19 protein-coding genes, 3 pseudogenes and 1 other annotated feature are annotated in these 26,599 nt (G+C 51.7%); of the genes and pseudogenes, 5 read left to right on the top strand and 17 right to left on the bottom strand.

The window, feature by feature from the left end:
• Nucleotides 1–27 precede the first annotated feature (27 nt).
• The 11 genes and pseudogenes from WG31_RS13890 to WG31_RS13845 all read right to left on the bottom strand — a co-directional run.
• Nucleotides 28–1,683, bottom strand: a complete 1,656-nt coding sequence (locus WG31_RS13890) for an alginate export family protein (RefSeq protein WP_201762638.1) — start codon at nucleotides 1,681–1,683, stop codon at nucleotides 28–30.
• Nucleotides 1,684–1,716: 33 nt separating this feature from the next.
• The gene (locus WG31_RS13885) at nucleotides 1,717–2,937 is read right to left on the bottom strand and encodes a nitrate/nitrite transporter (protein WP_039891527.1); all 1,221 of its coding nucleotides are present in this window, start codon (nucleotides 2,935–2,937) and stop codon (nucleotides 1,717–1,719) included.
• A 483-nt stretch (nucleotides 2,938–3,420) separates the two neighbouring features.
• The gene (locus tag WG31_RS13880; RefSeq protein ID WP_006115457.1) at nucleotides 3,421–4,125 is read right to left on the bottom strand and encodes a VIT1/CCC1 transporter family protein; all 705 of its coding nucleotides are present in this window, start codon (nucleotides 4,123–4,125) and stop codon (nucleotides 3,421–3,423) included.
• Between the two features lie 56 nt (nucleotides 4,126–4,181).
• Complete coding sequence (locus WG31_RS13875; RefSeq protein ID WP_006115456.1) at nucleotides 4,182–5,534, bottom strand: sensor histidine kinase; 1,353 nt, start codon at nucleotides 5,532–5,534, stop codon at nucleotides 4,182–4,184.
• Complete coding sequence (locus WG31_RS13870; protein ID WP_006115455.1) at nucleotides 5,531–6,202, bottom strand: response regulator transcription factor; 672 nt, start codon at nucleotides 6,200–6,202, stop codon at nucleotides 5,531–5,533. The genes WG31_RS13875 and WG31_RS13870 overlap by 4 nt, the downstream gene beginning before the upstream one ends.
• Nucleotides 6,202–9,276 (bottom strand): efflux RND transporter permease subunit, encoded by a 3,075-nt coding sequence (locus WG31_RS13865; protein ID WP_063355022.1) that lies wholly within the window; start codon nucleotides 9,274–9,276, stop codon nucleotides 6,202–6,204. The genes WG31_RS13870 and WG31_RS13865 overlap by 1 nt, the downstream gene beginning before the upstream one ends.
• Nucleotides 9,276–10,430, bottom strand: a complete 1,155-nt coding sequence (locus tag WG31_RS13860; RefSeq protein ID WP_039891523.1) for an efflux RND transporter periplasmic adaptor subunit — start codon at nucleotides 10,428–10,430, stop codon at nucleotides 9,276–9,278. Before WG31_RS13860 ends, WG31_RS13865 begins: the two co-directional genes overlap by 1 nt.
• Nucleotides 10,427–11,662 (bottom strand): TolC family protein, encoded by a 1,236-nt coding sequence (locus tag WG31_RS13855; protein ID WP_006115452.1) that lies wholly within the window; start codon nucleotides 11,660–11,662, stop codon nucleotides 10,427–10,429. The genes WG31_RS13860 and WG31_RS13855 overlap by 4 nt, the downstream gene beginning before the upstream one ends.
• 18 nt (nucleotides 11,663–11,680) lie before the next feature.
• Nucleotides 11,681–12,151, bottom strand: coding sequence for a hypothetical protein (locus WG31_RS13850; protein ID WP_006115451.1), 471 nt, complete (start codon nucleotides 12,149–12,151; stop codon nucleotides 11,681–11,683).
• A 269-nt stretch (nucleotides 12,152–12,420) separates the two neighbouring features.
• A pseudogene (locus WG31_RS15240) lies at nucleotides 12,421–12,719 on the bottom strand (recombinase family protein); the annotation flags it as partial.
• A gap of 115 nt (nucleotides 12,720–12,834) precedes the next feature.
• A pseudogene (locus WG31_RS13845) lies at nucleotides 12,835–13,746 on the bottom strand (IS701-like element IS1452 family transposase); the annotation flags it as partial.
• Nucleotides 13,747–13,802: 56 nt separating this feature from the next.
• Here WG31_RS13845 and WG31_RS13835 point away from each other — a divergent pair.
• A protein-coding gene (locus WG31_RS13835) for an IS3 family transposase (RefSeq protein WP_096884248.1) occupies nucleotides 13,803–15,013 on the top strand; the annotation gives its coding sequence in 2 pieces (ribosomal slippage) (nucleotides 13,803–14,088 and nucleotides 14,088–15,013; 1,212 coding nt in all).
• Nucleotides 14,081–14,197: a sequence feature (AL1L pseudoknot), on the top strand. It overlaps the preceding gene by 117 nt.
• Before the next feature lie 37 nt (nucleotides 15,014–15,050).
• Here the strand turns inward: WG31_RS13835 and WG31_RS13830 are convergent.
• From WG31_RS13830 to WG31_RS13810, 6 genes and pseudogenes are all read right to left on the bottom strand, one after another.
• Complete coding sequence (locus WG31_RS13830) at nucleotides 15,051–15,242, bottom strand: antitoxin (protein ID WP_063355021.1); 192 nt, start codon at nucleotides 15,240–15,242, stop codon at nucleotides 15,051–15,053.
• Between the two features lie 304 nt (nucleotides 15,243–15,546).
• Nucleotides 15,547–15,975, bottom strand: a complete 429-nt coding sequence (locus tag WG31_RS16130) for a hypothetical protein (RefSeq protein ID WP_245191581.1) — start codon at nucleotides 15,973–15,975, stop codon at nucleotides 15,547–15,549.
• 234 nt (nucleotides 15,976–16,209) lie between these two features.
• Nucleotides 16,210–16,548 (bottom strand): annotated as a pseudogene (locus WG31_RS16125) (TniQ family protein); the annotation flags it as partial.
• Complete coding sequence (locus WG31_RS13820) at nucleotides 16,541–17,464, bottom strand: TniB family NTP-binding protein (protein ID WP_063355019.1); 924 nt, start codon at nucleotides 17,462–17,464, stop codon at nucleotides 16,541–16,543. The gene WG31_RS13820 and the pseudogene WG31_RS16125, both read right to left, overlap by 8 nt.
• Nucleotides 17,465–17,466: 2 nt before the next feature.
• Complete coding sequence (locus tag WG31_RS13815; RefSeq protein WP_245191577.1) at nucleotides 17,467–19,161, bottom strand: Mu transposase C-terminal domain-containing protein; 1,695 nt, start codon at nucleotides 19,159–19,161, stop codon at nucleotides 17,467–17,469.
• A 324-nt stretch (nucleotides 19,162–19,485) separates the two neighbouring features.
• Nucleotides 19,486–19,884, bottom strand: coding sequence for a MerR family transcriptional regulator (locus tag WG31_RS13810; RefSeq protein WP_063355018.1), 399 nt, complete (start codon nucleotides 19,882–19,884; stop codon nucleotides 19,486–19,488).
• 73 nt (nucleotides 19,885–19,957) lie between these two features.
• Here WG31_RS13810 and WG31_RS13805 point away from each other — a divergent pair, with 73 nt between their 5' ends.
• From WG31_RS13805 to WG31_RS13790, 4 genes are read left to right on the top strand one after another with little or no spacing between them, the layout of a single operon-like run.
• Entirely contained in the window at nucleotides 19,958–20,608 is a 651-nt protein-coding gene (locus tag WG31_RS13805; RefSeq protein ID WP_007284432.1) for a cation transporter, read from the top strand.
• On the top strand, nucleotides 20,601–22,043 hold the full coding sequence (locus WG31_RS13800; protein ID WP_209439404.1) for a TolC family protein: 1,443 nt from the start codon (nucleotides 20,601–20,603) through the stop codon (nucleotides 22,041–22,043). The genes WG31_RS13805 and WG31_RS13800 overlap by 8 nt, the downstream gene beginning before the upstream one ends.
• Nucleotides 22,040–23,074 (top strand): efflux RND transporter periplasmic adaptor subunit, encoded by a 1,035-nt coding sequence (locus WG31_RS13795; protein WP_063355017.1) that lies wholly within the window; start codon nucleotides 22,040–22,042, stop codon nucleotides 23,072–23,074. Before WG31_RS13800 ends, WG31_RS13795 begins: the two co-directional genes overlap by 4 nt.
• Complete coding sequence (locus WG31_RS13790; protein WP_063355016.1) at nucleotides 23,074–26,208, top strand: efflux RND transporter permease subunit; 3,135 nt, start codon at nucleotides 23,074–23,076, stop codon at nucleotides 26,206–26,208. The genes WG31_RS13795 and WG31_RS13790 overlap by 1 nt, the downstream gene beginning before the upstream one ends.
• The last annotated feature ends 391 nt before the right edge of the window (nucleotides 26,209–26,599 follow it).

Below are 26,599 nucleotides of genomic sequence, written 5' to 3'. Positions count from 1 at the left end.
CCGTCTCTCCTATTGTAAGGCTTGGCATCAGAATTTGAATTCCATGGTTTGCATATAAAAAGCGCCATCTTTTGCCCCGGCTTGTCTCATGCCATTCGAGGCCACAAATCCGGCGATATCATGTGTCCAGGTCCAATGTGGCGCAAAGTTCCATGCAATCTGTGTTTGTGGTGTGGCCCCAATAAACCCACCAGAAAGATTGTTGCGCCATGAGTATATTTTGCCAGTTCCATAAACAGCATCCTGCGTACTTTCCCGCCAGAAGACCGGCACATGCAATTTGAGAAGCAGATGAGGAACAGGCGTGGCCGTAATGACCGGCCCGACACCAATCAGGTTCTGAGATGTCAGGGCAAGCGTGACATCATTATAATAAGGGAAAGGAAAATATGGGGTCGCAAATGTTCCAACAGCACCATCCTTGCTATGATAGGACCCGCCAGAAAACATGTCTGCCTGCAATGAAAAAGACGGTGCAGATTTCAGATTTTTTGCTGTCCAACCAAATACACCATTAACCGCACAGGCACGAACTGCACGTGTTGCCCCCTGACTGGCTGCCGGGCGAAACTCTCCCCCCTGAAACACCCCTGTCAGGCTCACATTAAATGGCCCAACATTGCCCCAGATACGTGAACCAACATTATCGCGCCGGGTTGAACCACTTTGTGTGCCCGTTGTTGTGGAAATAGCCGCAGGTGTACCGTTAAATAGATACCCTATGAAAAAAACATCTGCAAAAATCTGGCTTTTTTGCCCCATAACGGTAAAGTTGGGCAGTGCTGTGGATGTATAAATGCCATACATGCGGGCATTATAATTTGTACCATTCGCAAAAACGTTACGAGGCAACTTGTTTGTTTGCATGAAATCAAACAGATCCATGCGGAATGATTTCCAAACCGCATATCCACGAAATCCATCCCATGTTTGCTGGGCATTCGTCAGATCTCGTGACGACTGCATGGACAAAGGAGCATCAAGAAAAACTTGCCTGCCCCCTATTGCTCCCATTTTTGCGCCCAGCAGGTTGCCTTTAACTTCCAAAATGCCTTGTTGAAGATCCAACCGTTCGCGCTGAACACCAGTTTGATAGCCGTAATAATTGGAACCACCAGCCACGCCCCAAAGAAATTCGGCATATGCACGAATATGTTCACCAATATGCAGATCTGCACCATACTGGTTACGGAGTAGAACACGGTTTGCATTGGTTTTGCCGGCAGTGCCCATCATGGGCTGGTTTTCAAAAATATAGCGTAAGCGTTCTTCTCCGTTGATCGATAGCCAGATATCACCATTATCTGTCAGCGGAATGTATTTCAGACGGTTAAACCAGTCTGCACGCCTTTTTGCTGGGGACATGGTTGCCAAGTCACTCCAGTCTTCCGCCCAACGGGGCTGCCCAGGCCCCCCTATGATGCCAAAACCGGAGGCTACACCTTTACCTGTATTAAATACTCCCCAATCTGGACTATGTGGTGTTGAATTGGAATAAGGCGCTTTCTGTTTGAGCGCAGGCATGATGGTGCTTTTGGCAAGAACCTGCGCATTCGTTGTCTGCTTGTTTGCAGGCTGAGCATTATCTGCCCAAGCTGTCTGGTGCAGGCACAATCCTGCCAGCATAGCCACCGATGCGGTAGAAAAAGAGGCCGAATGGGACGAAAAGAAAATACGGGTCACAGCAGTATTCCGGCTCTGGTAGGAAGGGAAGGATTACAGGGCACCAGGAGCATTTGCTCCCGTCGGAATTCCGTTGCTTTTGGCCATCCAGCGCCGACGGCAAAAACTGACACATGCAAGTGCAGCCAGCGCAATAACAGCAAAGCACAAAAACCCTGGGCCATAAGAGCCCGTCATCTGCCGGGCTGCGCCAAGGGATGACGCAAGATAGAACCCACCAACACCACCGCTCATACCCACCAGACCGGTAAGAATGCCTACACGCGTTGGAAAACGCGTAGGCACAAGCTGGAACACGGCGCCGTTTCCCAAACCCAGCACAAGCATGCCAAGAAAAAAGGCCGGAAAAGCAAGCCAGATTGTAGGAAGCCCGACCCCGATCACGGCAAAAATGCCCGCAGCAAGCGTATATAAAATGCTCAGCGCGCGTTCACCGCCAATACGGTCTGCCATGGCCCCTCCCAAGGGGCGCACGAATGAACCAACAAACACAACCAAAGCTGTGCAAGTACCCGCAATAGCGGGAGACAGACCATATTGATCGTTAAAATAAATTGTCAGAAATGAAGCCAGCCCGACAAAGCCACCGAACGTAACACCGTAGAAGAACATAAGCGCCCAACAATCGGCATTGCGCAAAACAGGCAGCCACGTTGTCAATCCGCCACCAACCCGACGTTCTGGTGGTTCACTGGCTAAAAAGCAAAAGACAATCAACACAGCCATCAATGGCAGAGTTGCCAACCCCAGAACATTAACCCAGCCGTAAAGTGCAGCCAGGCCGGGAGCAAACAAGGAAGCAAGCGCAGTGCCAGAATTACCAGCTCCGGCAATCCCTAGCGCAGTTCCCTGATATTGTGGTGGATACCAGGCAGAAGCAAGGGGAAGAGCAACAGCAAATGATGCACCTGCCACGCCTAGCACCAGCGCTACACCAAACAGCGCTGCGTAGCTGTGTGGAGCTACAAGCCATGTAACAAACAGCCCCGCGATAACAAATATCTGTGCACCAATTGCCACACGGCGCGGCCCAAAATGATCAACCAGCGCACCAGCAACCACACGTAATAAGGCACCAGCCAAAACAGGCGTGGCCACCAGCAGTCCTTTTTGGCCAGCATTCAGATGCAGATCATGTGCGATCGAAATACCCAGCGGTCCCAGAAGAACCCACACTATGAAGGAGACATCGAAGTAAAGAAAGGCCGCAAGCAAAGTGCGCGGATTACCTGCTTTAAGAAATCCTTTGTCCACGTCATCGCATCCAGTCTCCGTCATTAACATGAACGGAAACGCCTTTTTCAGGCACGGAGACCGTCGTTGGCCGTCCGGGTATCGTCGTGACCGATGCCGTCATTTCCCTATCATTCACCGCCATTGGCAAACGAAGTAATGAGAAATGTGCTTCCTTTCATTCGCACATACAACGATACGATGTCAAAACATTTTAACAGCATGCTCCATCTCTTTATGAAGCCTGCTTTTGAAGCAACGTGGCATAATCACTTCTTGATGCGGCTGAAGAGATCGAAGGTGAGACTTTCGAACTCCTGCCATCTCTTAGGCGGCAGGAATGGACGGGAAAGAACGTCAGTCATACCGATGACTTTAGACGTTCGCGGTTCAATCGCGCTCACTATCATCTAAAATAAAATCCAAGGAACTGAGATATTTATGTCCACTTTACAAGATATATTTATCATCATGTCATCTCTGAACGGGCAAATGATAATTTATTTACGAACCACCAAATATTTTCCCAACAAAAGTTGTTCCCACCATAGCGACAATACCCCAAAATATGACACGCAAGGTAGGCCGCAAAGGTGCAGCACCACCTGCACGGGCTCCCACAACTCCAAGTAACGCCAAGCTTATGAGTGAGACTGCAGACACAGCCCATGATACAATAGATGAAGATGAGAGTAATGCAGCCAACACCGGGAGTATTGCACCAGACGAAAATGCCCCAGCCGATGCACAGGCCGCTTGTATTGGTCGTGCAGATGTTGCATCGGAAATACCCAATTCATCACGGGCATGTGCCCCCAATGCGTCATGTTGCATGAGCTGCTGTGCAACCGTGCAGGCCAGAGCATCATCCAGCCCACGCTGGCGATATATATCAGCCAGTTCGCCAACTTCGGTATCCCAACTGCTACCGAGCTCCTGCTTTTCACGAGCAAGATCAGCTTTTTCTGAATCTGCCTGCGAACTGACAGAAACATACTCTCCTGCAGCCATAGACATGGCTCCGGCCACCAGGCTTGATATTCCAGCCAGCAAAATATTTTCCCGACTAGCATGTGCGCTGGCAACACCCATAATAAGGCTGGATGTTGACAGAATACCATCATTCGCGCCCAACACAGCAGCCCGAAGCCATCCCAAACGGGATGTTGCATGAGTTTCTTTCTGGCTGTTCAAGATATTATTTTCCATATTTCATCAAGAACACAATACACCACCAACATGACGCAAACCTGAACGCGTTACTGTCAGGTTTCTTCAGACAGCAATATGATTTCTGGGTTAGGGAAACATAGGGAAACACTTAATCCCCGCGCAGAACCAGTAAGAGGTGATTGTAATTGCAAGCGCGCATCCATCTGCCTGGCAATATTACTGGCGATTGCTAAACCAAGGCCGCTGCCATTGCTGGAACTGCCGCCACGCACAAATGGGCTTGTCAGTTGGGCCAATGTATCCGGGGCCAAGGCAGGACAATCATTAATAACGTCAATACAGCCCTCAGGTTTTACCTCAACCTTTACTGGCATATCGGAAGTGCCATGCAAGAGGGCATTTTCAAGCAGATTGCGCAACAGAATACCGGTTGCGTCCATATCTCCATAAACAAAAATATGTCCAATACCCTTGGCTTTTAAATCAATACTCCGGCCATCACGTGGTAGATGCCCCAGATCATCAACCAGCACATATAATACGGCCAGCAGATCAAAACGATCTCGCCGAAAAGCAACGCCAGAAGATGCACGTGAAAACTGTAGAAGTTTTTCAACCGTTCGGGCCAATCTCTGGGTACGATCTGCTATAATTTCCACCCGCTTATTAGCCGAAGATCCTTCAGGCAGCATACGCCCCAGCATCTGCACCTGCGCAAGAAGGGCCCCAAGTGGGTTACGCAATTCATGCGCTGCACTTGCTGCAAAAGCGCGTTCAGTAGAAAGTGCTGTTTTCAGGCGGGATAGAAGCGTGTTTACGGCATGCTGGATGGAAACCAGTTCAACCGGCAAATCAAGTGATGAAATAGGGCTTAAATTGCCACTGCCACGAGATTGCATTTCATCATGCAAACGGTTCAAAGGTCGCAAGGCACGACGCACGATCAGGCGCACCAGCACCCAAATTACGGGCAGAAAAATCAGTATCGGCAAGACCGCTATGGCCGTAGCACGCCATGTGGCCCCTCGCCGATGCAACGTGGGCTCACCAACAAGCACGCGATAAGCCGTGGCCGTAGGTGCCGCAATATAAACCCTGAACAAAGGGGTATTGGCAAAACCTGTATGAATATCAGACACAAAAGGTTCAACCGGTGCATTTTGAGAACGCAGAACAACATGGCCAGATTGGTCAACAACCTGATACGCGAGTGTTCGTGGCCCCACATCAGGCACCCATGCCACGTTGTCTGACTGGGCTCTATGCGGCTGTATGGTGATGATAGTCTGCAAACGTTCGGATACTTCCTGCAAGGAATTGTCCAGACGTTCTGTGATTTCGTAACGCGTAAAACCAGCAACGGCGATACTGAGGGCAAGAAGGCTCAGCGTGACCACACACAGAACACCACTGACAATCCGGGTCGCAAGGCTCCAGTTTTTCATGCGTCTGCTCTATCGGCCAGGCAATAGCCCCGGCCACGAACAGTTTTGATAACCGTATTGCCAACCTTTTTACGCAGGCGGCTAATAAAAACCTCAACTGTATTGCTGCCAACATCCTGATCCAGCGCATACAAGGCTGTATCAATCTGATGGCGAGAATAAATGCGTCCGGGCCTGCGAGACAGCAGTTCCATAATCGCCCATTCCCGTGCTGTTAACTCAAGTTCCATCTCATTACGCATTACGGAACGATTTTCCCGGTCAATAACAATCTCGCCTATCTGGTAGCAGGCCTGCCTGCGTGGCGTGACGTACCGGCGCGCGACAGCTGCAATCCGGGCAACAAGTTCATTCAGGTCATAGGGTTTGACAATGTAATCATCCGCTCCATCGGACAAACCTGCAATCCTGTCACTGATCTGGTCTTCTGCCGTTGTGATCAGAATGGCGGTATCAAAGGACGTACGGCGGATCTCACGCAGCAGATCGCGCCCATTGCCATCTGGCAGCCCAAGATCCAGCAGCATGAAGTCGTAATCCACGGTTGCTACGGCTGCACGTGCATCTTCCAATGTCATGAACCAGTCCACGGCATGTCCATCCTGCCGCACACGCTCCTGCACGGCGGCCCCAAGATCATGCTCGTCTTCCACAATGAGGATACGCATCAGTCCTGAACCTCCTCTCGCATGACACGGGCATACAGGGATGGCAGCACCAGCAAAGTGAGCAGCGTGGATGTCACCAACCCACCAATCACCACGCTGGCCAAAGGCCGCTCCACCTCTGCGCCTGCACTTTCAGAAAACGCCATGGGAAAAAAGCCAAGGCTTGCTACCAATGCTGTTGCCATAACCGGCCTGAAGCGGGCTTTTGCGCCCGCAAAAGCTGCCTGCGCCACGGCCATACCTCGCGCGCGCAATGCGGCTATTTCGCTCACCAGCACAACGCCATTCAGAATAGCCACCCCAAACAGGGCAATAAATCCAATACCTGCTGAAATACTGAAGGGCATTCCACGTAATGTCAGCATAATAATGCCGCCGGTTGCAGCCACAGGCAGATTGATAAAAACCAAGAGTGCGGGCCGGATTGCGCCAAAGGTTACAACCAGCAATGCAAATATCAGACCAAGAGCAACAGGCAGAACAATTTCCAGACGTTGCACAGCTGAGTGCAGGTTACGGAACTGCCCATCCCATTGCATGGTGTAGCCCGATGGCAGATGCACATCATGCGCCACACGCTGCTGCGTTTCAGCCACAAAGGAGGCAAGATCCCGCCCTCGCACATTGGCCTGCACCACCATGCGGCGGCGTACGCCATCACGACTGATACGTGGTGTACCATCAACTTCATGTACATGCGCCACTTGTGAAAGCATGACATTCCCCTGCCCATCCATACGCCGAACAGGCAAAGCAGCAATAGCTGCTGCTGAAGCCACATGGCGGCCGTTCAGGCGCACCTGCGTGCTGATAATGGCATTGCCAACAATAACAGGCCGCGCACCAATATGTCCGCCTATGGCTTCCACCGTATCCAGAATATCCTGTACTGCCACGTTGCGGCTGGCAGCCTGTGCGCGATCAATGTCCACCACAACCAGCGGCACACTGCCATCACCCGCCGCTGCCACATCTGCGGCACCCTTTACACTTGCAATAGCAGCTACAACCTTGTCTCCCAGAGCAGCGAGTGTTGCCAGATCATCACCAAAAATCGAAACCGCAATCTGTGTTCTTACGCCAGAGAGCAGATCATCCATGCGCATCTGCACCGGCTGGCTCCAGGAATACAGCGCATCTGGCAATTCTCGCCGCAGTGTCTCATCCATTGCAGCCACCAGTCCGGCCTGCGTGCGCGCGGTTTTCCATGTTGATGGCGGATTGAGAAGAATGAAGCTGTCAGTCTCATTCACACCCATCGGGTCTGTGGGAATGGCGGATGTGCCTGTATTGCTGACAACCGTTTTGACTTCAGGAAAACCCCGCAGAATCTGTTCCTGTCTTGTCACCGATGCAAGTACAGTCTCCAGAGATGCTGAGGGCAGACGGGTGGTGGTAACAGCCAAAGCCCCTTCATCAAGCTGGGGAATGAACTCCCCACCCAGACGTGTTGCAAGACCTGCCGATAACACTAGAACAACCAGCGTGCCCCCAAACAGAAGCTGCGGATGTGCTTCTCCCCACTCTGTCAGATGTACATATGGAGCACGCAGGCGAGCAATCAGCCATGTATCTCCTTTTGGCCGCACACGTGCCAAAGCCAGAGCCGCAATTACGGGAATACAGATGAAGCAGTAAGCCAGCGAAGCTAGAAGCGCCATGATAACCGTTTGCGCCATAGGCCGGAACATATGCCCTTCAATGCCCTGCAGGGTCAGAATAGGCAGATAGACCATAATAATGACCAGTATGGCGAAGCCCACAGGCCGCATGACCTGCTGAACGGATGAGACAACCAGCGGCATAAACGCGGCTTCCGGCTCCTCCTCCCGCCTTGAAAGAATATGCTCAATAACTACCAATGAGCCATCAACAATCATGCCAAAATCAATTGCGCCAAGGCTAAGCAAATTGGCTGAAATGCCAAAATACCGCATGCCGGCCATGGCGCAGACAAGAGCTACTGGAATAACGGAGGCAATCACCAGAGCGGCCTGCCAGCTTCCCATCACAACCACAAGCACCGCTATCACCAGCACGGCACCCATCAGCAGGTTATCGCGCACGGTCGCGATTGTTTGCCCGGTTAATGTGGCGCGGGTGTAATAGGGCTCCAGCGTAACACCCGTTGGTAAGGATTGCCTTATGCTTGGCAAGGCACGATTGATGGCAGCCAATGTGGCGTTGGAACTTGCGCCACTTTCCATCATCACCACGCCAATTACAATTTCACCCTGCCCATCACGGGTAACAGCGCCAAGGCGTGTGCGTGCGCCAGTTGTAATGTGCCCAAGATCTCGCAAACGTATGATGGAGCCATCGGCATTGGCGCGTACGGCAATGTTGCCAAAATCCGCAAGGCTGCTGATCAACCCACGCCCGACAACACTTTGCTGTTCGGCATGATGGGTGATCCACCCACCGCCTGATGCCGCATTGTTTGCATCCACTGCGCGATAAACCTCACTCACTGAAAGGTTGCTGGCAATCAGCCGGGCAGGATCCAGTGCAACCTCATAGGTTTCTTCCGCGCCACCATTGACGTTTACATCCACAACACCCGGCACAAGCCGCATCTGCGGGACTACCGTCCAGTTCATGATCCGGTTGAGTTCCATAAGTGAGCGCCCTGCTCCCTTGATCTGGAACTGCATGATTTCACCCATGCCCGTTGCAAGCGGCCCCATGCTTACGGTGATACCCGGCACAGATATGGAACCCCGCGCCTGCTGGATGCGCTCATTCACACGCGTGCGGTCAAGATTGATATCCGTGTCATCAGCAAACTGCACATAAACAACCGAAACCCCACCACGGGAAACAGAGCGCAGATCTGTGAGACCGGGAATACCGGTCATACTGGCTTCAACCGGAAAGGTGATCAGTTTTTCCACTTCCTCGGTCGCAAGGCCTGGAGCCACAACGGATACAAGAACCTGTTTTGGGGAAATATCAGGCACAGCCTCCACTGGCAGTTCCAGCACTGCCATCATACCTGCCGCCAATATCAGAGCCAATCCACCCAGCACCAGCATGCGGGCCCGCAGCAAAGCTTCCAGGTATTTACGGGCCATCAGTCTGCGTCCATTCCGGCCAGCCCGATGATTGATTTCAGGGCAAAACTGCCGTGGCTGACCACTGCCTCACCCTCTTTCAAGCCTGAGCTTACAACCGCATGCATGCCATTATCCAAGACCACATCCACCACCACAGGCCGGTAATGCGTTTTATCTATCTGCACAAATACGACGTTATGGACATCAATTTTCTGAATGGCATCTGACGGCACGACCATTCCCGTTACACTGTCACGCTCCGTCAGGCTGGCATCCAGCACCATGCCTGGAACCAACACACCAGTTGGGTTGGAAACACGGCTGATAACACGCACCAACCCTGTTTGCGGGTTGGCCATGCCATCCACTGTATCAATCCGGGATGTGATGGCACCATCGTTGGTCTCTGTGGTCTGTAGGCCTCCAGGTTGAAGACATGCTGCTTGTTCCGGCGTAATATCCGAAACAATCCACACGTCAGACAGATCCGCTACGCTTGCCACGTTTGTAGTTGGCGTTAGGTCTGCGGCGACAGATGTGCCCAGCGTTTGCACCACACCATCAACCGGAGAGATCAGGGTTGATACCTCATCCTGCTGTTTTCGGCTGCTTTGTTCAGAAGATGAATTGAACTCCTCATTAAACCGATGACCCAATGTATCCACATCTGCCTGTCGGGCACGCATGGTTGCATCTGCCTGCGCCAGAATATCCTGCCTGCGGCGCAGCTCTGCCAATGAAAGAGTTTGACCAACCAGTTGTTTTGCGCGCTGCACTGCGGCTGCGGCATCATTTCTACTGGCAATGGCAGCTGTTAACGCGGCACGCATCTGAATGGCTTGAAGCCGTGCACCATGGAGAGAATGATCCTGATAGCGCAACAGGACCTGTCCTTTACGGACCGAAGCACCTGGCTGCACCAAAACGTCCAGCACTTTGCCGCTTCCGGCTGGATGAATATACACAAGCCGCGTGGTATCGGGCATAACCCGGCTGATAACTGGCAGAATGCGAGAAACCTTACCGGATTTGGCAAAGGTCACTGTAATACCTTCATTTTTTATCGCTGCCATATCTAGCGCGACAACCGAAGGGAGTATCTGATCTTCCGCATTGGCGAGAGGTGACATACAAAAACACACAGCGAAATACGCAAGGATGCGTCCTTTCATGGTGTAATCCCCATGGCAATCATCATACGCAGCGTTGCGACATGCCACTCCACCTCTGCTCGAGCGTTGGCAAATTGCGCATTGCAGGCAGCCTGTTCTGCCTGCATGACAGTTTCGAGCGTTGCCTCTCCCACCCGCCAGGCATGCTCTTCTGCCGCTGCACGCTTTTGCATATTTGCCGCGGCTATACGGGTGGTCTGCCGGGCAGCTGTGGCGGCCATCAGCCGAGCCCGCACACGGGATATTTCCAGATGTACCATGCGCCGGGCCTGTATTTCCTGACTATTGGCAGAAGCAAGCCTGTTGCTGGCCTCAGACATAATCGGTGTATTCCGGGCCTCGCTTGGTAGTGGGATGCTGAAGTTGACACCAACCCGGTCATCCCATGGGCTGCCATACTGTTTTTCATGAATCACATCGATACCCAGTTCTGGATTGGGCATAAAAGAGCGGCGGGCAAGCTTCATATTAGCTTGTGCAGCTTCTACATTTTTGTGTGCGGCTTTTACGCGCGGATCATTGTCTTCCATATCACGCGGTTCCACAAACCGCACATGTGCCATATCTGCACCATGAGAAAGATCAACCTCAACTGGCTGGGCAAATAAAACTTCCAGTTCAGCCTGAGAATTTTCCAGATATTCTTGCGCCAATGCCTGTTCATTACGGGCATTTTCCATTTCTGACTGTGCTATCTGGCTTTCCGAAGATGAAGATTCACCCACATGCGCAGAATGGGCAATCAAACTGTTTATCCTGCTTGCATACTCATACAGTTGATGTGCCGCCTTTAAACGTTCCTGCGCAATCTGTGCTTTGGCTGCCCCATCCAATACCCTTATGGAAAGCGACAGGTATTCAACATTTAGCTGCTCATCCAGAGATGCGGCTTCAGCACTTGCAACCTGACGTGTGGCACTTCCCTGCCCTGGTAACCAGAGCGGTACGGACACCCCTCCCTGATAGGTGGTGTACCCTTCATTACTGCCGATTGCATGGTCATCCATATATTCACCGGACAGAGTTGGGCCGCCAGCAAACCATGACCCTGCCGCACTGCTGCGCGCCTTTGCAGAATGATGGCCAACCTGCAATTCAGTGCGCACAGGATCAACCGCCCAGGCCATATTAACGGCTCTATGAAAATCTATTTTTTCTGGCATGTTCTGGGCATTTGCGGAAAATATGCCGAATGAAAATGTCACAATACTTAACAGCAGGATTTCACGCATGAGGTTACACGCAGCCTCCTACGGAATAATCGGCTTGTTATGCGTAATTCGGGAGGCGAGGTCATTCCATAGATTGACCGTTGCCAAGTTGATGTCGCCTTTTATGGATGAAGGTGACTGGGTGCGTGAAAAAGACGTCAAGGCCATGCGTTCACCAATCACAAAACGCCCTTGCGAAAATAATGTGACGGAAAGCGATCCCAACCGCCCCTGCCCGGCCGGACGCTTGATAGACACCCGCATATGTGGTGGTGGCACAGCAATGGCGTGAAATGCCTGAAGTTCTGTTTCTCCTACAGGACAGGCAACACTCTGCAAGACTGCATGCCGTAAAACAGAATGTGGATAGCCTGCATATGAGCCATCTATATGCAGAAGAATACCTTCTTCCGTTCCCTTACAGATACTTTCTGTTTCGGTATAAGAGACACATCCGCACAGGCTGAGTGTTATCAGAATTGACAATCCGTAACGTATCACCCGTTGCATAACCTGTATCTGGCCTTCCTAATACGATCACAGCACGCCATCATTGCGTTAGCGTCTTTGCCCCTATAACGCGCAAAGATGACGTGAACCTGAATGGCCACCAGACAACGGTTTCTACGGAGAAAGAAAATTTCTCATCACATCGCTTAGCTTCCTATTCCAAGTATCCAGGCTTTGGTCACGGAAACAGTGGCCGGCATCCATCTAGCTTCAGGAAAGGGAATACCTCGTCAGGTCAAAGTCCTGATTTTTGCAAAAATCAGAATTTATTATAAGAAGGATCTATATTTTCCACGCGCAACCCGCGATGCAGTGCTTTCACTAATCTCATAGAAAGCTGCAATAGATTTTAAAGATTCACCTTTTAAGCGTCTATCAATAATTTCCTGTCTTTGGACATCTGTCATGCGACAAGGACGTCCCATTTTTTCCCTTGCCGGATCGCTCGAATGCGTCCTTCTGATGTACGTGTACGAATTAGATCGCGTTCCACATCGGCAAGTCCACCCAAGACTGCAAGCATAAGCCGACCTGTACTAGTAGTAGTGTCAGTCCATGGTTCTGCTAGCACTACAGTTGCATTTTGTGTCGTGAGTGAGCGCGGATAGCACTGGCCTGATGCGTTCGTCGAAAGACGGACCATCTGAGGATGTGAGAGACGGGTAGTCTGCGTTGTGCAAGTTTTACGACGAGGCGCCTGATCTCCTGAATGAACCAGCGGACAAGGACTGTCGTGTTCTGAGTTGTGTTTTTTTCGGTTTCAGTGAGTTTGCCTGGTAACGGACACTGGCCATGACGGCATAGGCCAGCATGACCAGAGAGACATGCCGATGCCAACCATGCCAGGAGCGGGTCTCGTTATGATCAAGACCAAATTCGTTTTTGGCCGTCTCGAACCCTTCTTCGATCCTCCAGCGCGTCCCTTCAACGTTCACCAGTTCCTGCGTGGTTGTCCCTTTCGGGCTCCAGGTCGTAAAATAGGCAAGGTCCCCGTCAGCGATGTTTCGGCGGATCAACAGGCCACGTGTCCATGGTCCGGCTATAGGGCAGTCAAATTCTTCAGCATCCAGATCAGCAAGCGGAAGATACGCCCAGTCATAAAGTCGCTCACCTTTTGTGCCGTGCCCCGCTGACAGACGACGCCAGGCCTGGTCTGGCAGTCCTGCTGCAATATCTTTCGCCTCTCCGGCAATCAGCGGTTCCGTTGCCCATGATCCGAACCAGTGATTGCCCTTGACCCCAAGCACATATCCAATTCCTGCCCGGCGAAGCGTGCGTTCTACGTCGCCCACGCCATACACGCTGTCTGCTGCAACCCAGCGGAACGGCACACCGGCCTCAATACTTCGCTCAATCATCATCGAGGCTAACGCCGGTTTGGTTGCAAACACCACGTCATCGGGAACGTGGGCCCGCTTCAGACGCTCAGGCTTTGATGTCCAGTCTTTCGGGAGATACAGGGCGCGGTCAATAAAGGCATGCCCCCGTTCCGAAACATAAGCGCCAAACACACCAATCTGGCAGTTCGTGATCTTGCCGGCAGATCCCGTATACTGCCGCCCCACACCGCAGGACGCCTGACCCTTCTTCAGAAAACTGAATTGCCCCGGGTTTTGTGGAGACAGAAAGACCCGTGAGGTAAGAAGAATTCATGAGCAATAAATCGAAGCGTTTTCCGCCTGAGTTTCGTGACCGTGCAGCCCGCATGGTTCTGGAGGAAGAGAAGAACCATCCTTCGCGGTGGTCTGCAGTGATGATGATAGCGCCAAAGCTGGATATTCATCCTGACACGCTGTCAAAATGGACCCGTCTGCATGAACGTGCCAATGCGCCTGCGGTGAGTGACCTGCCTGATCGAGAGAAGATCAGGCAACTGGAGCGAGAGAACCGCGAATTGCGGCAGGCCAATGAAATCCTGCGTAAGGCGTCGGCATATTTTGCCCAGGCGGAGCTCGACCGCATCTTCAAGCCATGACACGCTTCATTGAGGAGCACCGGCAGACATATGGTGTCGGGTCAATCTGCAGGGTTCTGTCGATTGCACCATCTGCCTATTATGCAACTGTTGCCAGACAGAAAAATCCGTGTGTGCGCAGCCAGAAAGACAAAGAACTGTGCGATGACATCCGTAGAGTGTGGAATAATAATTTCTGCGTCTATGGAGCGCGCAAGGTCTGGCATCAGCTCAGACGTGAAGGCGTGGATGTCGCCCGCTGCACGGTAGAGCGGCTGATGCGCCGGATGGGGCTGAAAGGCGTCATTCGTGGCAAGGGGGTCAGAACCACACGGCCTGATCCGCAACGTCCGTGTCCGCAGGATCTGGTGCAGCGCCAGTTTCATGCTCCTGCCCCCAACAGACTGTGGGTTTCGGATTTCACGTATGTTTCCACTTGGCAGGGCTTTGTTTATGTGGCCTTCATCATTGACGTCTTTGCACGGGTTATTGTGGGTTGGCGTGTCTCCTCAACGGCTCATACCGACTTCGTACTGGATGCCCTTGAGCAGGCTCTGTGCCAGAGGCAGCCTGAGGGAAAAGTGACCCACCATTCCGACCGCGGCTGTCAATATGTGTCCATTCGCTACACGCAAAGACTGGCTGAAGCGGGGCTCGTTGCTTCTGTCGGCAGTGTTGGGGATTCCTATGATAACGCCTTGGCAGAGACCATTAACGGACTTTACAAAACCGAACTCATCTATCGGCAGGGGCCATGGAAAAACAGGGAAGCTGTTGAACTGGCAACACTTAAATGGGTCGACTGGTTCAATAATCGGCGGCTCCTGTCCTCCATTGGAAACATCCCGCCAGCAGAAGCTGAGGCACGCTTTTATGCACAACAGAAATCACATGCATTAGCCGCTTAAATCAGATAAAAAACGTCTCCACAAAACCCGGGGCAATTCAATCAGCCCCTTTGGCCTTACGAATGGCAGAGAGTGTCTCGCTCCATCCCTCGGGTCGAGGCGAGAGAATGACATCGCCGGTACGGGGGTCTCTGCGGATGGTGACCTCTGATGTGTCAAAGCGGTAAGCGGCGGGGAGCCGAACAGCCTGGCTGCGACCGGTCATAAAAATTTTGGCTGTATCGGACATATTCGCCTCTCTTTAGTAGATACCAATGATATATACCATTCTGTACCAAACTGCGCAATATGGAATCCCAACGAGGAAGTGGGAGTTACCTCATTTCGTAGTTAGTTTCAAACTACGTCTTTTTCCAAAAAACAACCTCCTTCCCCATACCTACTTGCGATAATTCCACTTATCGCAACTAGGTGGGCGCCCGGAAAAAGAAAGGTTTTTTGTCGAAAACCCTTAATTAGGAGAATCCCCGTTTCCGCGCCGGTTGAGCACCGAAAAAACAACCTTAATTAGGTGAAAAAATTCCTTAATTAGGTTACACACCAAATGGTGCACTGATGATCTGTCGTCCCCATGATCTTACTTTCGGATGCAGCCACATCACATAAGTCTCTGGCGTGAGTGGTTCACAGGCAACCTGACATTCTGAAGGATCCCAGAAAACCCTGTCTTCAAAAAACTGATGATCGGACAATACTACCGAAACCAGCATGATGATGCCGGTTGCCAGCGAAGTTGGCAGCATGGCCGGCGTATAATGGAAAGCGGCTTTCCAGTCTGACTGCTCCAGCATCCAGTAAAGCGGCGGTTGAGGTCTCGGGAGATAATCAATCGTGATCAGGGTAATCAGCGTAAGCTCTTCAATAATTGTCGTCAGACGACGTTCCCTGCTGACTCCACGCCATTGTGCGCGAAGTGTCTGCCCGACAAGACTGCGACAGAGATCAATGCTTAGAGCGTTCACGCACCGGGAGATTGTTCTGTCTATCGTCAGACCCCAGGGAAGCTGATCACCTAATGCATCCCCCCACAAATTGATTTTATCACCTTTGACGGCGCACAGCGGCTGTACCCGACCTTTGTCACTGAGAAAAAGACACCCCTTGCCTATTTTATTGCACCGTGGACAGGCTTCTTCCAGAACTCGCCGATGACGGCTGCAGATCACTGTAGCCCCCGTTCGCCATGACCGCCGCTCCCAAGGCTCATCTCCCTCTAGCAGAGCTTCCCGTACACACTCTCGACACCAGACATGATGATCTCGAACCCAAAGACGCCTTTGTGGCATTCCACAGCGCATTGTCCTGATTGAACGTTGTGACAGGCCGGTCATGAGTGCAAGAGCACAGTCCGCCTGAGGCAACAGGTAGCAGTCCAGTTCTCGCGCTCCTCGGAGAGGGTATCCGGCATGAAGAGCAAGATGGTCAGCATGGAGATCGTAGCGGGCGGCTAATCTGGATAGCCATGAGGAAAACGCCTCTGCCCTGTGTGGAAATGGGACGAGCGGAAGGGATGACGGTGTCCCCTCTTTACCCACGACGGGATTTCCGTCGATGTCCTCCCATTATTACAGGCGCTTCAATACCATCCCATACCTCTTCATGCTCAAAAGCCTGATAATCAAGACGCTCGGTACCGGAACGAATTGCCCTGATCGCTGCGCGTTCAATAGCCTTGCAGGTGCCCAAAGTAATGCCCCCCGTGCGCCCAACCAACATTTGCATCAGTCGCCGGGAGTCGACAGGAGACGGCTCCCGCAGTGGCAAACTCCAGATCAATCTCGTCACAAAATGACTAAAATCCTGGCCATTCTCCCACACGGGCAGCTCCAGATTCATAAACCGGTTTCGTAACTGATCATCAGAAAGCAGAGCATGCCGTGTTTCCGGCACACCGATCCCTACCAGAGCGACACGCAATTCGTTCGACAGCCAGCGCAGCAATTGGAGAAACAGTCGTTGCTGACGGGCCGTACCCGCTAAAACAGAATTCAACTCGTCAATAACGATGACTTTAACCTGCACCTCGGCCAACACGCGCAGAACCGTTGACTCGCGTGGTGCCGTTGTCTCGAAATTGTCGATTGCAGGAACGCCGATTGCTTTGAGCAGCTGCGAAAAAAAGCGAGGCCCTGTTGGGTCATGTGGCATCAGCATGACGACGATGGGATGTAGACGACACGTCCCGTTGTTCCCCAGCCTGACAGTGTGAGTGCGTTCAAATTTTCGGACGAGTGTCGTTTTCCCCATACCGCTCTGACCGATCAGAAGCATATTTTCCATACGCTCTGAACGTGGCTGGACATAAATCTCGTTGAGGCGCCTCAGTACACGATCAGCGTGTGGGTAATCCACCCAACGCTTGGCGCGGATGTGGCGGATCCTCTCTTCGTTCCCCAATGCAGCAAGTGGTCTCACGTCTTCTGGGAGATGCGACCATTCTGCACGGCACATGATTACCAGATCTCCACACCGCTATGAGCGCCTGGAGGCGGCATCGGGATGCGGTCGACATCGTCTTCTGCTTTTCCAGCAGGAAATTGACTTTGGTTCGGTTCTGACGGGCTATCAGCGCACCTCTGGGCGATTTCACGACGGACAACATTTCTGCGTGCCTCGCGGCTCAGACCACGAGCTTCGTCGAGGATTGCCCGTTGCTCCCGGATGGCGGTGAAGATTGAGGCTTCATCTACACTGCGACGTCCCTCATCTTTCAGACACCGGACCGCATTACGATGTTCCCACAGAGTAATAGGTTCCCGACGCAAATCTGCGTAAGGGACCCTGACATGGTCGCCGTCTGGCAGTTCGACATAAACAGACGAGAGATTACGGGGGTCGTATTTCACCCGCAAACGCGTATCGGGACGCCCAAGCAGATGTGCAAGACCTCCATCCTGGTATTGGATATTGAATAACCGAACACCATCGCGTCGTATCACCCGTGTTTCGTAGGGAAGAAAATCAAGAAGAAAGGCCTGAGAATCCAAAGGATGTCGGGAAGCAGTTGTTTCGATGCTCGACGTCCATTTTGCTATAGGAGGCTGACCAAGACCGCGATGAATTTCATTATGATACGGACCAAGCACTTCCAGCGCCAATATGCGTTCAAACTCCCGAAACGACAGGCATGCACGCTCTTCGGAGCGGTAATCCCCTCTTTCCACAACATTCGAAAATGTGGTGCCTGGCAATGCCTGAATGCGATGCATCAGCGTGCCCATCAAACGCTCTATGTGTCCACCATAACGTGGAGTGGCGGGCGGTCGATAAGCAATCTGAATGCCGTGTTGCTCACAACCACGCTCGAAAGAACGACCATGAAACTCCGCTCCATTATCGACATGAATACAGCGAGGAATCCCACTCGTTGGCCAGCTGTTTTCAATTAGACGCTCCGCACGCCAGGAATCTTTGGGGAGAACCGCTTGCGTGAGGGCAAGTGCGACTGAAGTGGTGCAGGGAGCTTCGAGGGATAGAAGGAAGCCCAGAACCATACGCGTGTGAATATCCATCACCAACGTCAGCCAAGGCCGACCGATGCTCGCACGAGTAATATCGTCAACCAGCATGAGGTCAACTTTCGTGTGGTCAATCTGCACGATCTCCAGCGGCCTATCTGCTTCGAGACTTCCCTGAATCTGGTGAAACGCAGCTTCAGTCGCCGTTTTTCCTTCGCGTTTCTTGATAAGTGTTTTTGAATTGCAAGTTGCAACACGTGACCGAACAGCTTTCATGGACGGCACATTGAAACCTGATTTTTGGCATTCGCACTCTATATATCGATGGACCTGTTTCAATGTCGGTTTTTCACGCTTGAGATATATCTTCTTTATCACTTCTTCGATTATTTTTTCTATATTTACGGCTAAGCGTCTGTTCCCGACACGAGGGCCACGAGGTAATGGGAGCAAACTCGCTGTGGTTTGTTCCTCACGTAGTTTTTTCAGAAGGCGGTAAGTGTGTTGCACACTGATACCCAGGTCGCTTGCGACTAATTTGACTGAAAGATGATTTCTTTGATTTTCCTCTAACAATCCACGCAGCAGTGCATGTCGATGGGATGCTCTTGACCAAACATCTTCACTAACAGAAGTGATTGACGGTTTTGTCTGTCGCATCGCATTCTCGTGTGAAAAGAAGCCAAGCAATGTACGGGAGTTTCCACACACTGCTACCACAATTACCACTATTTTGCGTAAATTTTTTCATCAAATTACAATTCAAATTCAGGATATGAAGGACAAAATAATAACGTCGTATGACCTAATGTGCTGTCAGGTTTGGGGGGGCAGCAGAATGTCTGCTTCAGAACTGGCCTGATCATAAACTGCCACCATGGGAGCACGTATAGTCCTTGAATTTTCGATGAGGATTTTTCAGATTCTGACACGTGAGGATGAGGCCGTATAATTATTTCGGGTAATCTTCCCATCAAATGCAGAATCGACTAGCTGCGAAAAAAGTCAGGAGAACTAATTATCAAACGGAGAAAGTGCTTCAATAATTCGGCATTCTGAAATATTACCTCCCCGGCATGATTTTATTATCGTAGAAAGTTCATGACGCAATGCCTTGAGATCCGCAATTTTGTGCTCAATCTCTGCCATATGGTCACGAGCAATTCTATCAACTGTCTTACAATCCTGGGTTCCCTGATCCGCTAGGGATAATAGAACTCTTACCTGATCTAATGAAAAACCCAGATCACGGGATCGACGAATAAAAGACAGTCTCGCGAGCGCCGCATCATCATAAACGCGATAATTGCCATCGGTCCGCTGTGGCGGAGCCAGCAGTCCGATCCGTTCATAATAGCGGATCGTCTCGACTTTGGTATTCGTTGCCTTTCCCAAGGCGCCAATCGATCGCATTCCCTGCCTCTTGACCCTGTAGTTGCTACAGGGAGCATACATTAAAACAGATGATTCGTCAGGGAGGCGCTGGATGGCAGGAGGATGCTGTGGTGGATGCACAGATACGCCGCTACCAATCAATAAATCATGGCGGAGAGCGCTCCTGATCGCGCTTTTTCTCAATGCCAGCATGTTTGCCGTTGAAGCTGGGGCTGGCGTGTCGGTTGGATCTGCATCCTTACAGGCGGACGCGATTGATTTCCTTGGCGACAGCGCCAACTACGCAATAAGCCTCAGTGTTGCCGGAATGGCATTGCGATGGCGAGCTGGCGCGGCCTTTCTGAAAGGCCTGACCCTGTTCGTGGCTGGGATATGGGTAATGGCCAATGCTGGGTGGATGGTAATGAACAGCAACCATCCGCCTCACCCAGACGCAATGGGCGGCATTGGTCTGCTTGCCCTCGCGGTCAATCTGGCCTGTGCCCTCATATTATGGACACACCGGAAAGGTGATGCCAACCGCCGTTCCGTATGGATCTGCTCTCGTAATGATGCGATCGGAAATGTTGCCGTTGTGCTGGCAGCTCTGGGCGTGTTTGGCACTCGTTCTGCGTGGCCGGATATTGCGGTAGCTGCCATCCTTGCGATGCTTGGTATTAGTGGAGGTGTGCAGATTATGCGACAATCGAGAGTAGAACTAACAGATAACAAATCAGATATATCACGACATATTAATGTATAAATCATATAATACTCTAGAATATATTAAGCAGGTAAGGAGACGCACACGCTATAATGCGGCATTCATTCTCCTGATTTTTCCCCTGCTCTGTGGCTGCACAAATAGTGGTCACTCAAATATTTCGCCGGAATCAGATGTCCAGAAATTTTCCAGCCGTCAATTTACGGATGCCGGATTGCAAGAATTCATTACAAAAGTTCTCGGACCAAACGTATCGAGTCAGGAAAACGCATGGGGCATCACTCGCCTGACGCTTGCTACCTTGTATTTTCATCCCGATATCCTTGTAGCTAAAGCTCAACTGGAAACGGCTCGCGCTGGAATCAAGACAGCCGGTCAACTGCCCAATCCCAGTTTCACGGTGCTGGGTGGCCCATCGGCTCATTACGTCGGCTACGGCGCGTCAATACTGATCGAATTTTTCGGCAGGCGTTATCACCGTATCAAAGAAGCCAGATATCGGGCTGCCGTCGCGCAATGGGAAGTCATCAATACTGCATGGAAACTACGCAGCGACACGCGGTCTGCTCTTCTCGGCGTCTGGGCTGTATCCGGGCGCCTCAAGCTTGTGGAAGAGACTGCGGCAGCTAAACGCGAACTCTTTACCCTGGAACAGGCACGTTTTGATCAGGGGCGAGCATCCGCTTTCGAAATATCGCAGGTACGGACGGAAATGATCCATGCCGAGTTGTCTGTCAGTGATCTGCGGCGCGAGTATGCCGTCCGTAAGGCAGCTCTGGCAGGAGCAATCGGGGTTCCTGCCGAAGCACTTGATTCCATTGCTCTTGATACAAAAGCATTTGATGTCTGTCCCGACCTCATAGAATACCGCGATTCACAGGACATGAGATACCAAGCCGTAATGCAACGCGCGGATCTGCGGGAACTTCTTGCGTCTTATGACGCCGCCCGACAGGCTCTACGGGTCGAAGTTTCTCGACGCTATCCCGATGTCACCATCAGTCCCGCCTATAACTGGGAGATTTCAAATCGCTTTGAGGTAGATCCCTCTCTGCAAATTCCGATTTTCAATCAGAACGAAGGCCCCATAGCTGAAGCTGTTGGGCAGGAGCATGAGGCGGCGGCTCGTCTCCGGCGTGCAGAGAACACAGTGTTTAAGTCCATCTCGCAGGCTACGGCCAATTACCGCGGCACGACATCAATTCTGCTACAGGCGGAAGAACTTGCCAAAACCGTACGGGTAAGGCTGAACCAGATGCAGCACCGCCTTCAGTCAGGTGCAATCGACCGACCAACGATGGTTATGACTCATATAGAGCAGATTCAAGCGGAGACCGCTCTTCTTGAAGCAGAAATTCAGCAACGGCAAGCCATAGGTCAGATCGAAGATGGCATGCAGCAGCCCATTTTTGATCACACCAATGCCGCGCAGGCTTCTGGCCTACTTGAAAATAACCAAAGGAACTCACCATGAAAGCGAGGGCCTTCTGGCTGCCTCTTGCAGGTCTTTCTGTCTTCCTAGTTCTAAACGGGACAGACATTGCCATTGCAGATGATGATGATCAACCAGTTTCGGTTCTTGGTGCAGAGGCGACCGTGACGGTCTCCCCGGAAGCAGTTACGAAGAGCGGCATTGCTTCTGCACGACCCAGCATCGTGCCTTGGAGAAAGCTGGTTCCCGCCTATGGTTACGTTCTGAACGCAACACAACTTATCACTCTTGTTAGTGATTATGCTGACATGAAAGCGCGGCTGGAGAGCATGCAGGCACAGCAGACGCTTGCCCGTGCGAAACTCGATCGTGACAAAGGACTGTATCGCGATCGGCAGAATATCTCTCAGGAACAATTCCAGGAGACAACAGCCAGATTTCAGTCCAATTCAGCTATGGTAAAAGCAGAACAGGTCCAGGTGAATAACGCACTTAATATTATCAGACAGCAATTTGGTTCGGTCATATCTGACGCTACCGAAAAAAATACAATTTTCATTACACAGTTACTTCAACAACAAGTGGTCTTGGTCAAGGTGACCCTTCCACCAGATATGGATCTACCAACCCCACCAAGTCAGGCGGATGTGACCGATTATGGAAACACGGGTGGACACGGGACAATGCTCCACTATTTGTCTCCTGTAACCATGACCGATCCTGCTATTCAGGGGCGTAGCTTTTTCTATTTTGCGTCGGCTGAAAGTCAGCTTGTCGCGGGCATGAATGTTTCCGTTCTCCTGCCTACCGAAGAGGAACGTCCCGGTATCCGGATACCTGCATCAGCTATTATCTGGCTGCAAGGTAAGTCGTGGATATACCGTGATAACGGACACGGAAAATTTACACGCTTACCTCTTACGACCGACGTGCCGGACCGAGAAGGTGGCTACCTGATCCAAGATACTCCAGGACAAATCACACACGAAACGCAAATCGTCATAGAGGGTACGCAATTACTTCTGTCTGAAGAATTCCGAGCTCAGCTTGAATCAGGAGACGATGACGACTGATGACGGGACGTTCTTTCAGCCTTCAGGCAGCTATTATCGGGTTTTCGATCCGCTTCCGGGGCGTGGTTATCGCAACCGCATGTCTGTTGTTCTTCTATGGCCTGTATGGCTTGAGACATGCCAGCTATGATGTGTTTCCGGAATTCATTCCGCCACGGGTCACGATCCAGACCGAAGCTGCTGGTTTTACGCCGGAACAGGTCGAAACATTGGTTAGTCGCCCAATGGAACTTGCCCTGACCGGCCTCCCGGGTATTCAGCGCGTGCAATCGACTTCGATTCAGGGACTGTCAGTCGTCAACGTCCTGTTTGCGACATCGACCGATATTTATCGAGCCCGGCAACTGGTCGGGGAACAAATGAATGTTGTTGCACAGCAATTGCCAGCCGGTGTTCATGCTCCGACTATGACGCCACTGACCTCATCCGCCGGTCTGGTACTGGTGATCGGTCTGACGTCGGAACAACAGTCCCTTATGCAGTTGCGCACGCTTGCTGACTGGTCATTAAGGCCGCGTCTGCTGGCGTTGCCTGGTGTGGCTGGAGTCAGCGTGTTTGGCGGGGAGCGTCGGTCACTCCAGATACAGGTACATCCAGACCAACTCATCTTGCATCATATCGGACTCAATGACGTCCTTGCGGCTGCCCAGGAAGCGACTGGCATACAGGGGGCCGGCTTTATTGATACCCCGAACCAAAGAGTCGTTCTTCAGTCTGACGGTCAGGCCCTGACGCCAGAAAGTCTGGCCCGCACTGTGATTGTCCGCTCTGATAATGGTGCTGTCACACTGGGCAGTATTGCCACTGTAACTGAAGCCCCTATTCCTGCCTTCGGCGCGGCCAATATCGAGGGAAAGACAGGCATTGTAGTTAATATATGGGAACAGTACGGTGCCAATACAATGGCCGTGACCCGGGAAATCGAGGCGGCACTTACCGATTTCCGCCCGCAATTGCAGGGACAGGGGATTACATTGCATGCTGACCTGTTCCGACCCGCCAATTTCATTACGACCGCATTGGGGAATGCCACACGAGCATTGCTTCTGGGCGGTTTTCTGGTGGTTGTCGTAATCTTTCTTTTCCTTTTTGACCTGCGAACCGCTGCAATCTGTTGCGCCACCATACCTTTGGCTATTCTGATAGCCCTGTCGTTGCTGGAGACACTCGGGGTTACTTTGAATGCCATGACCTTGGGGGGCCTTGCTATTGCCATCGGCGAGGTTGTGGATGACGCCGTGATCGGGGTCGAAAATGTTACACGCCGATTGCGTGAAAACCGGCTTCTGGTCCAGCCCGCATCTACAGCGCGCGTCGTACTCGATGCGTGCGTTGAAGTCCGCAGTGCAGTGGTTTACGCGACCTTTGCTGTCATTATCGTTTTCTTGCCTGTCATCGCCCTTCCCGGACTTTCGGGACGACTGTTTGCTCCACTGGCAACAGCTTATGTTCTTGCGGTCATGGCTTCTCTTGCCGCTGCTGTAACCGTTGTACCTGCACTCTGCGCATGGCTCTTGGCGACGCCTGGAGAAATCCGGAGAGAGCCCCCCCTGGCAGGATGGACCGCCAGAGCTTATGAACGTCTTCTGGCCAGATTAATGCGCCATCCCCGATTTGTTATAGGCGGGATGATCCTGACCACCTTGATAGGGTTTGCGGCCCTTCCATTCCTTGAAAGCGATTTCATTCCCGATTTCAAGGAAGGCCACCTTATCATTCATATGACGGCAGTTCCGGGGACTTCCCTGGAACAGTCTCTGAAATTAGGCAGACAGGTTACAGAAAAACTTCGTCAGCTTCCCGAAATCCGTTCGGTTGCTCAGAGAGTCGGACGCGCCTCGCTGGATGAGGACACGGATGGACCACATACCAGCGAATTTGAGGTTGATTTGAATCAGGTGGATGGGAAGGCTTCCCGACAGATTGATGCCCGCGTTCGCAAAGCGCTTGACGGGTTCGTTGGGGCCAGTTTTTCTGTCAGTAGTTTTTTGACGATGCGCGTAAACGAAACCCTTTCTGGTTCGTCTTCGGCTGTGGCAATCAATATTATTGGCGATGATCTGGATGTATTGGATATCCAGGCAAATAATATTGTCCGCATGTTGCATCAGATACATGGCGCAACAGATGTCCGGATAGAAGCACCTCCTGGTGTTCCGGAACTTGCTATTCGGCTACGCCCTGCTGATCTGGAGCGCTGGGGGCTTCGGTCGGCGGATGTACTCCGATCCATCCATACAGCCTGGCAGGGTGAAACCGTGGGGCAGATATACGAGCGTTCTGCGGCTTTTAATGTTATGGTTCGTCTTGATGACGCAAGTCGTAATGATGTTGCGTCTGTTGGTTCTCTGCCACTGCATACTGTTCACGGAAACTACGTACCACTCCGCGCTGTTGCAGACATATATGAGACGAACGGTCGCTATCAGGTGTCACATCTGGGAGCACAGAGAATACAGACTGTCACCGCAAATGTTACAGGACGATCAGCTCAATCTTTCGTTCAGGACGCACGCACGGCTATAGCAAAAAATATCAAACTGCCTCTTGGAACCTACGTTCAGTTTACATCCGCAGCGGAAGCTGAATCACAATCACGCAAGGAACTGTTTATAAATTCCGGGCTCGCTGCCATAGCGGTCATGATTCTGCTCTCAATAATCACACAAGGATGGCGCAATCTCGCTCTGATACTCGTCAATCTTCCCTTCGCATTTGTCGGCGGCATTCTGGCAATCATTGTTTCCGGCACAACGCTAACTCTTGGGGCAACAGTCGGCTTCGTTACTCTATTCGGGATTACGCTTCGGAATTCGGTGATGATGATTTCGCATTTTGAGACTTTGGTCGAGCGGGAACATCTCACATGGGGAGTAACAACAGCGCTCCGGGGGGCCAGAGACCGCGTCGTCCCCGTACTCATGACATCGCTCGTTACGGCGCTTGGACTGGCGCCTCTGGCTGTTGATATGAATGCGCCTGGGCGGGAAATCGAAGGACCTATGGCAGCTGTCATTCTTGGAGGGCTCATGACATCAATGATACTTAACCTGTTTGTTTTGCCTATTCTTGCTGTCAAATTTGGTAGTTTTTCTGAAAACGAAACGGGAGTTCCGGAAACCTTGTTCAAGTGACAGGTATGGGCCACTGCTGCACAGAACTACTTGAAGATTATGTCCGATATGCCAATAGAACCCAGAATGAAAACTGCTTCCGTATCACGCTCGGCCACCATTCGGTCTGGCTCGACCTTCTTATGTGGACGGCCGTTTAAGCGCAATACCTCACATTGTTCTCCCGATGTCATTTCTAAAACGTATTATTCTACCGGCTGGATGATGAATACCGATTTAACGTGAAGACCCGGTCAGATGCGCTCTTATGTCCGGCCTGTTTATGCGACTTTATGCGCTGGCCATCATGGGTGTGCGCTCACGTGTCAGGCACCAATCTGGTATCACGTGCTCAGGGGCACAGACGGTCGAACGGTATGGCCTGAACTGTTGCTGAATGACTGTCTTCCCA

Origin of the sequence: Acetobacter oryzifermentans, assembly GCF_001628715.1 — a bacterium.
GTDB lineage: Bacteria > Pseudomonadota > Alphaproteobacteria > Acetobacterales > Acetobacteraceae > Acetobacter > Acetobacter oryzifermentans.
This window is presented reverse-complemented; position numbering and strand designations above follow the sequence as displayed.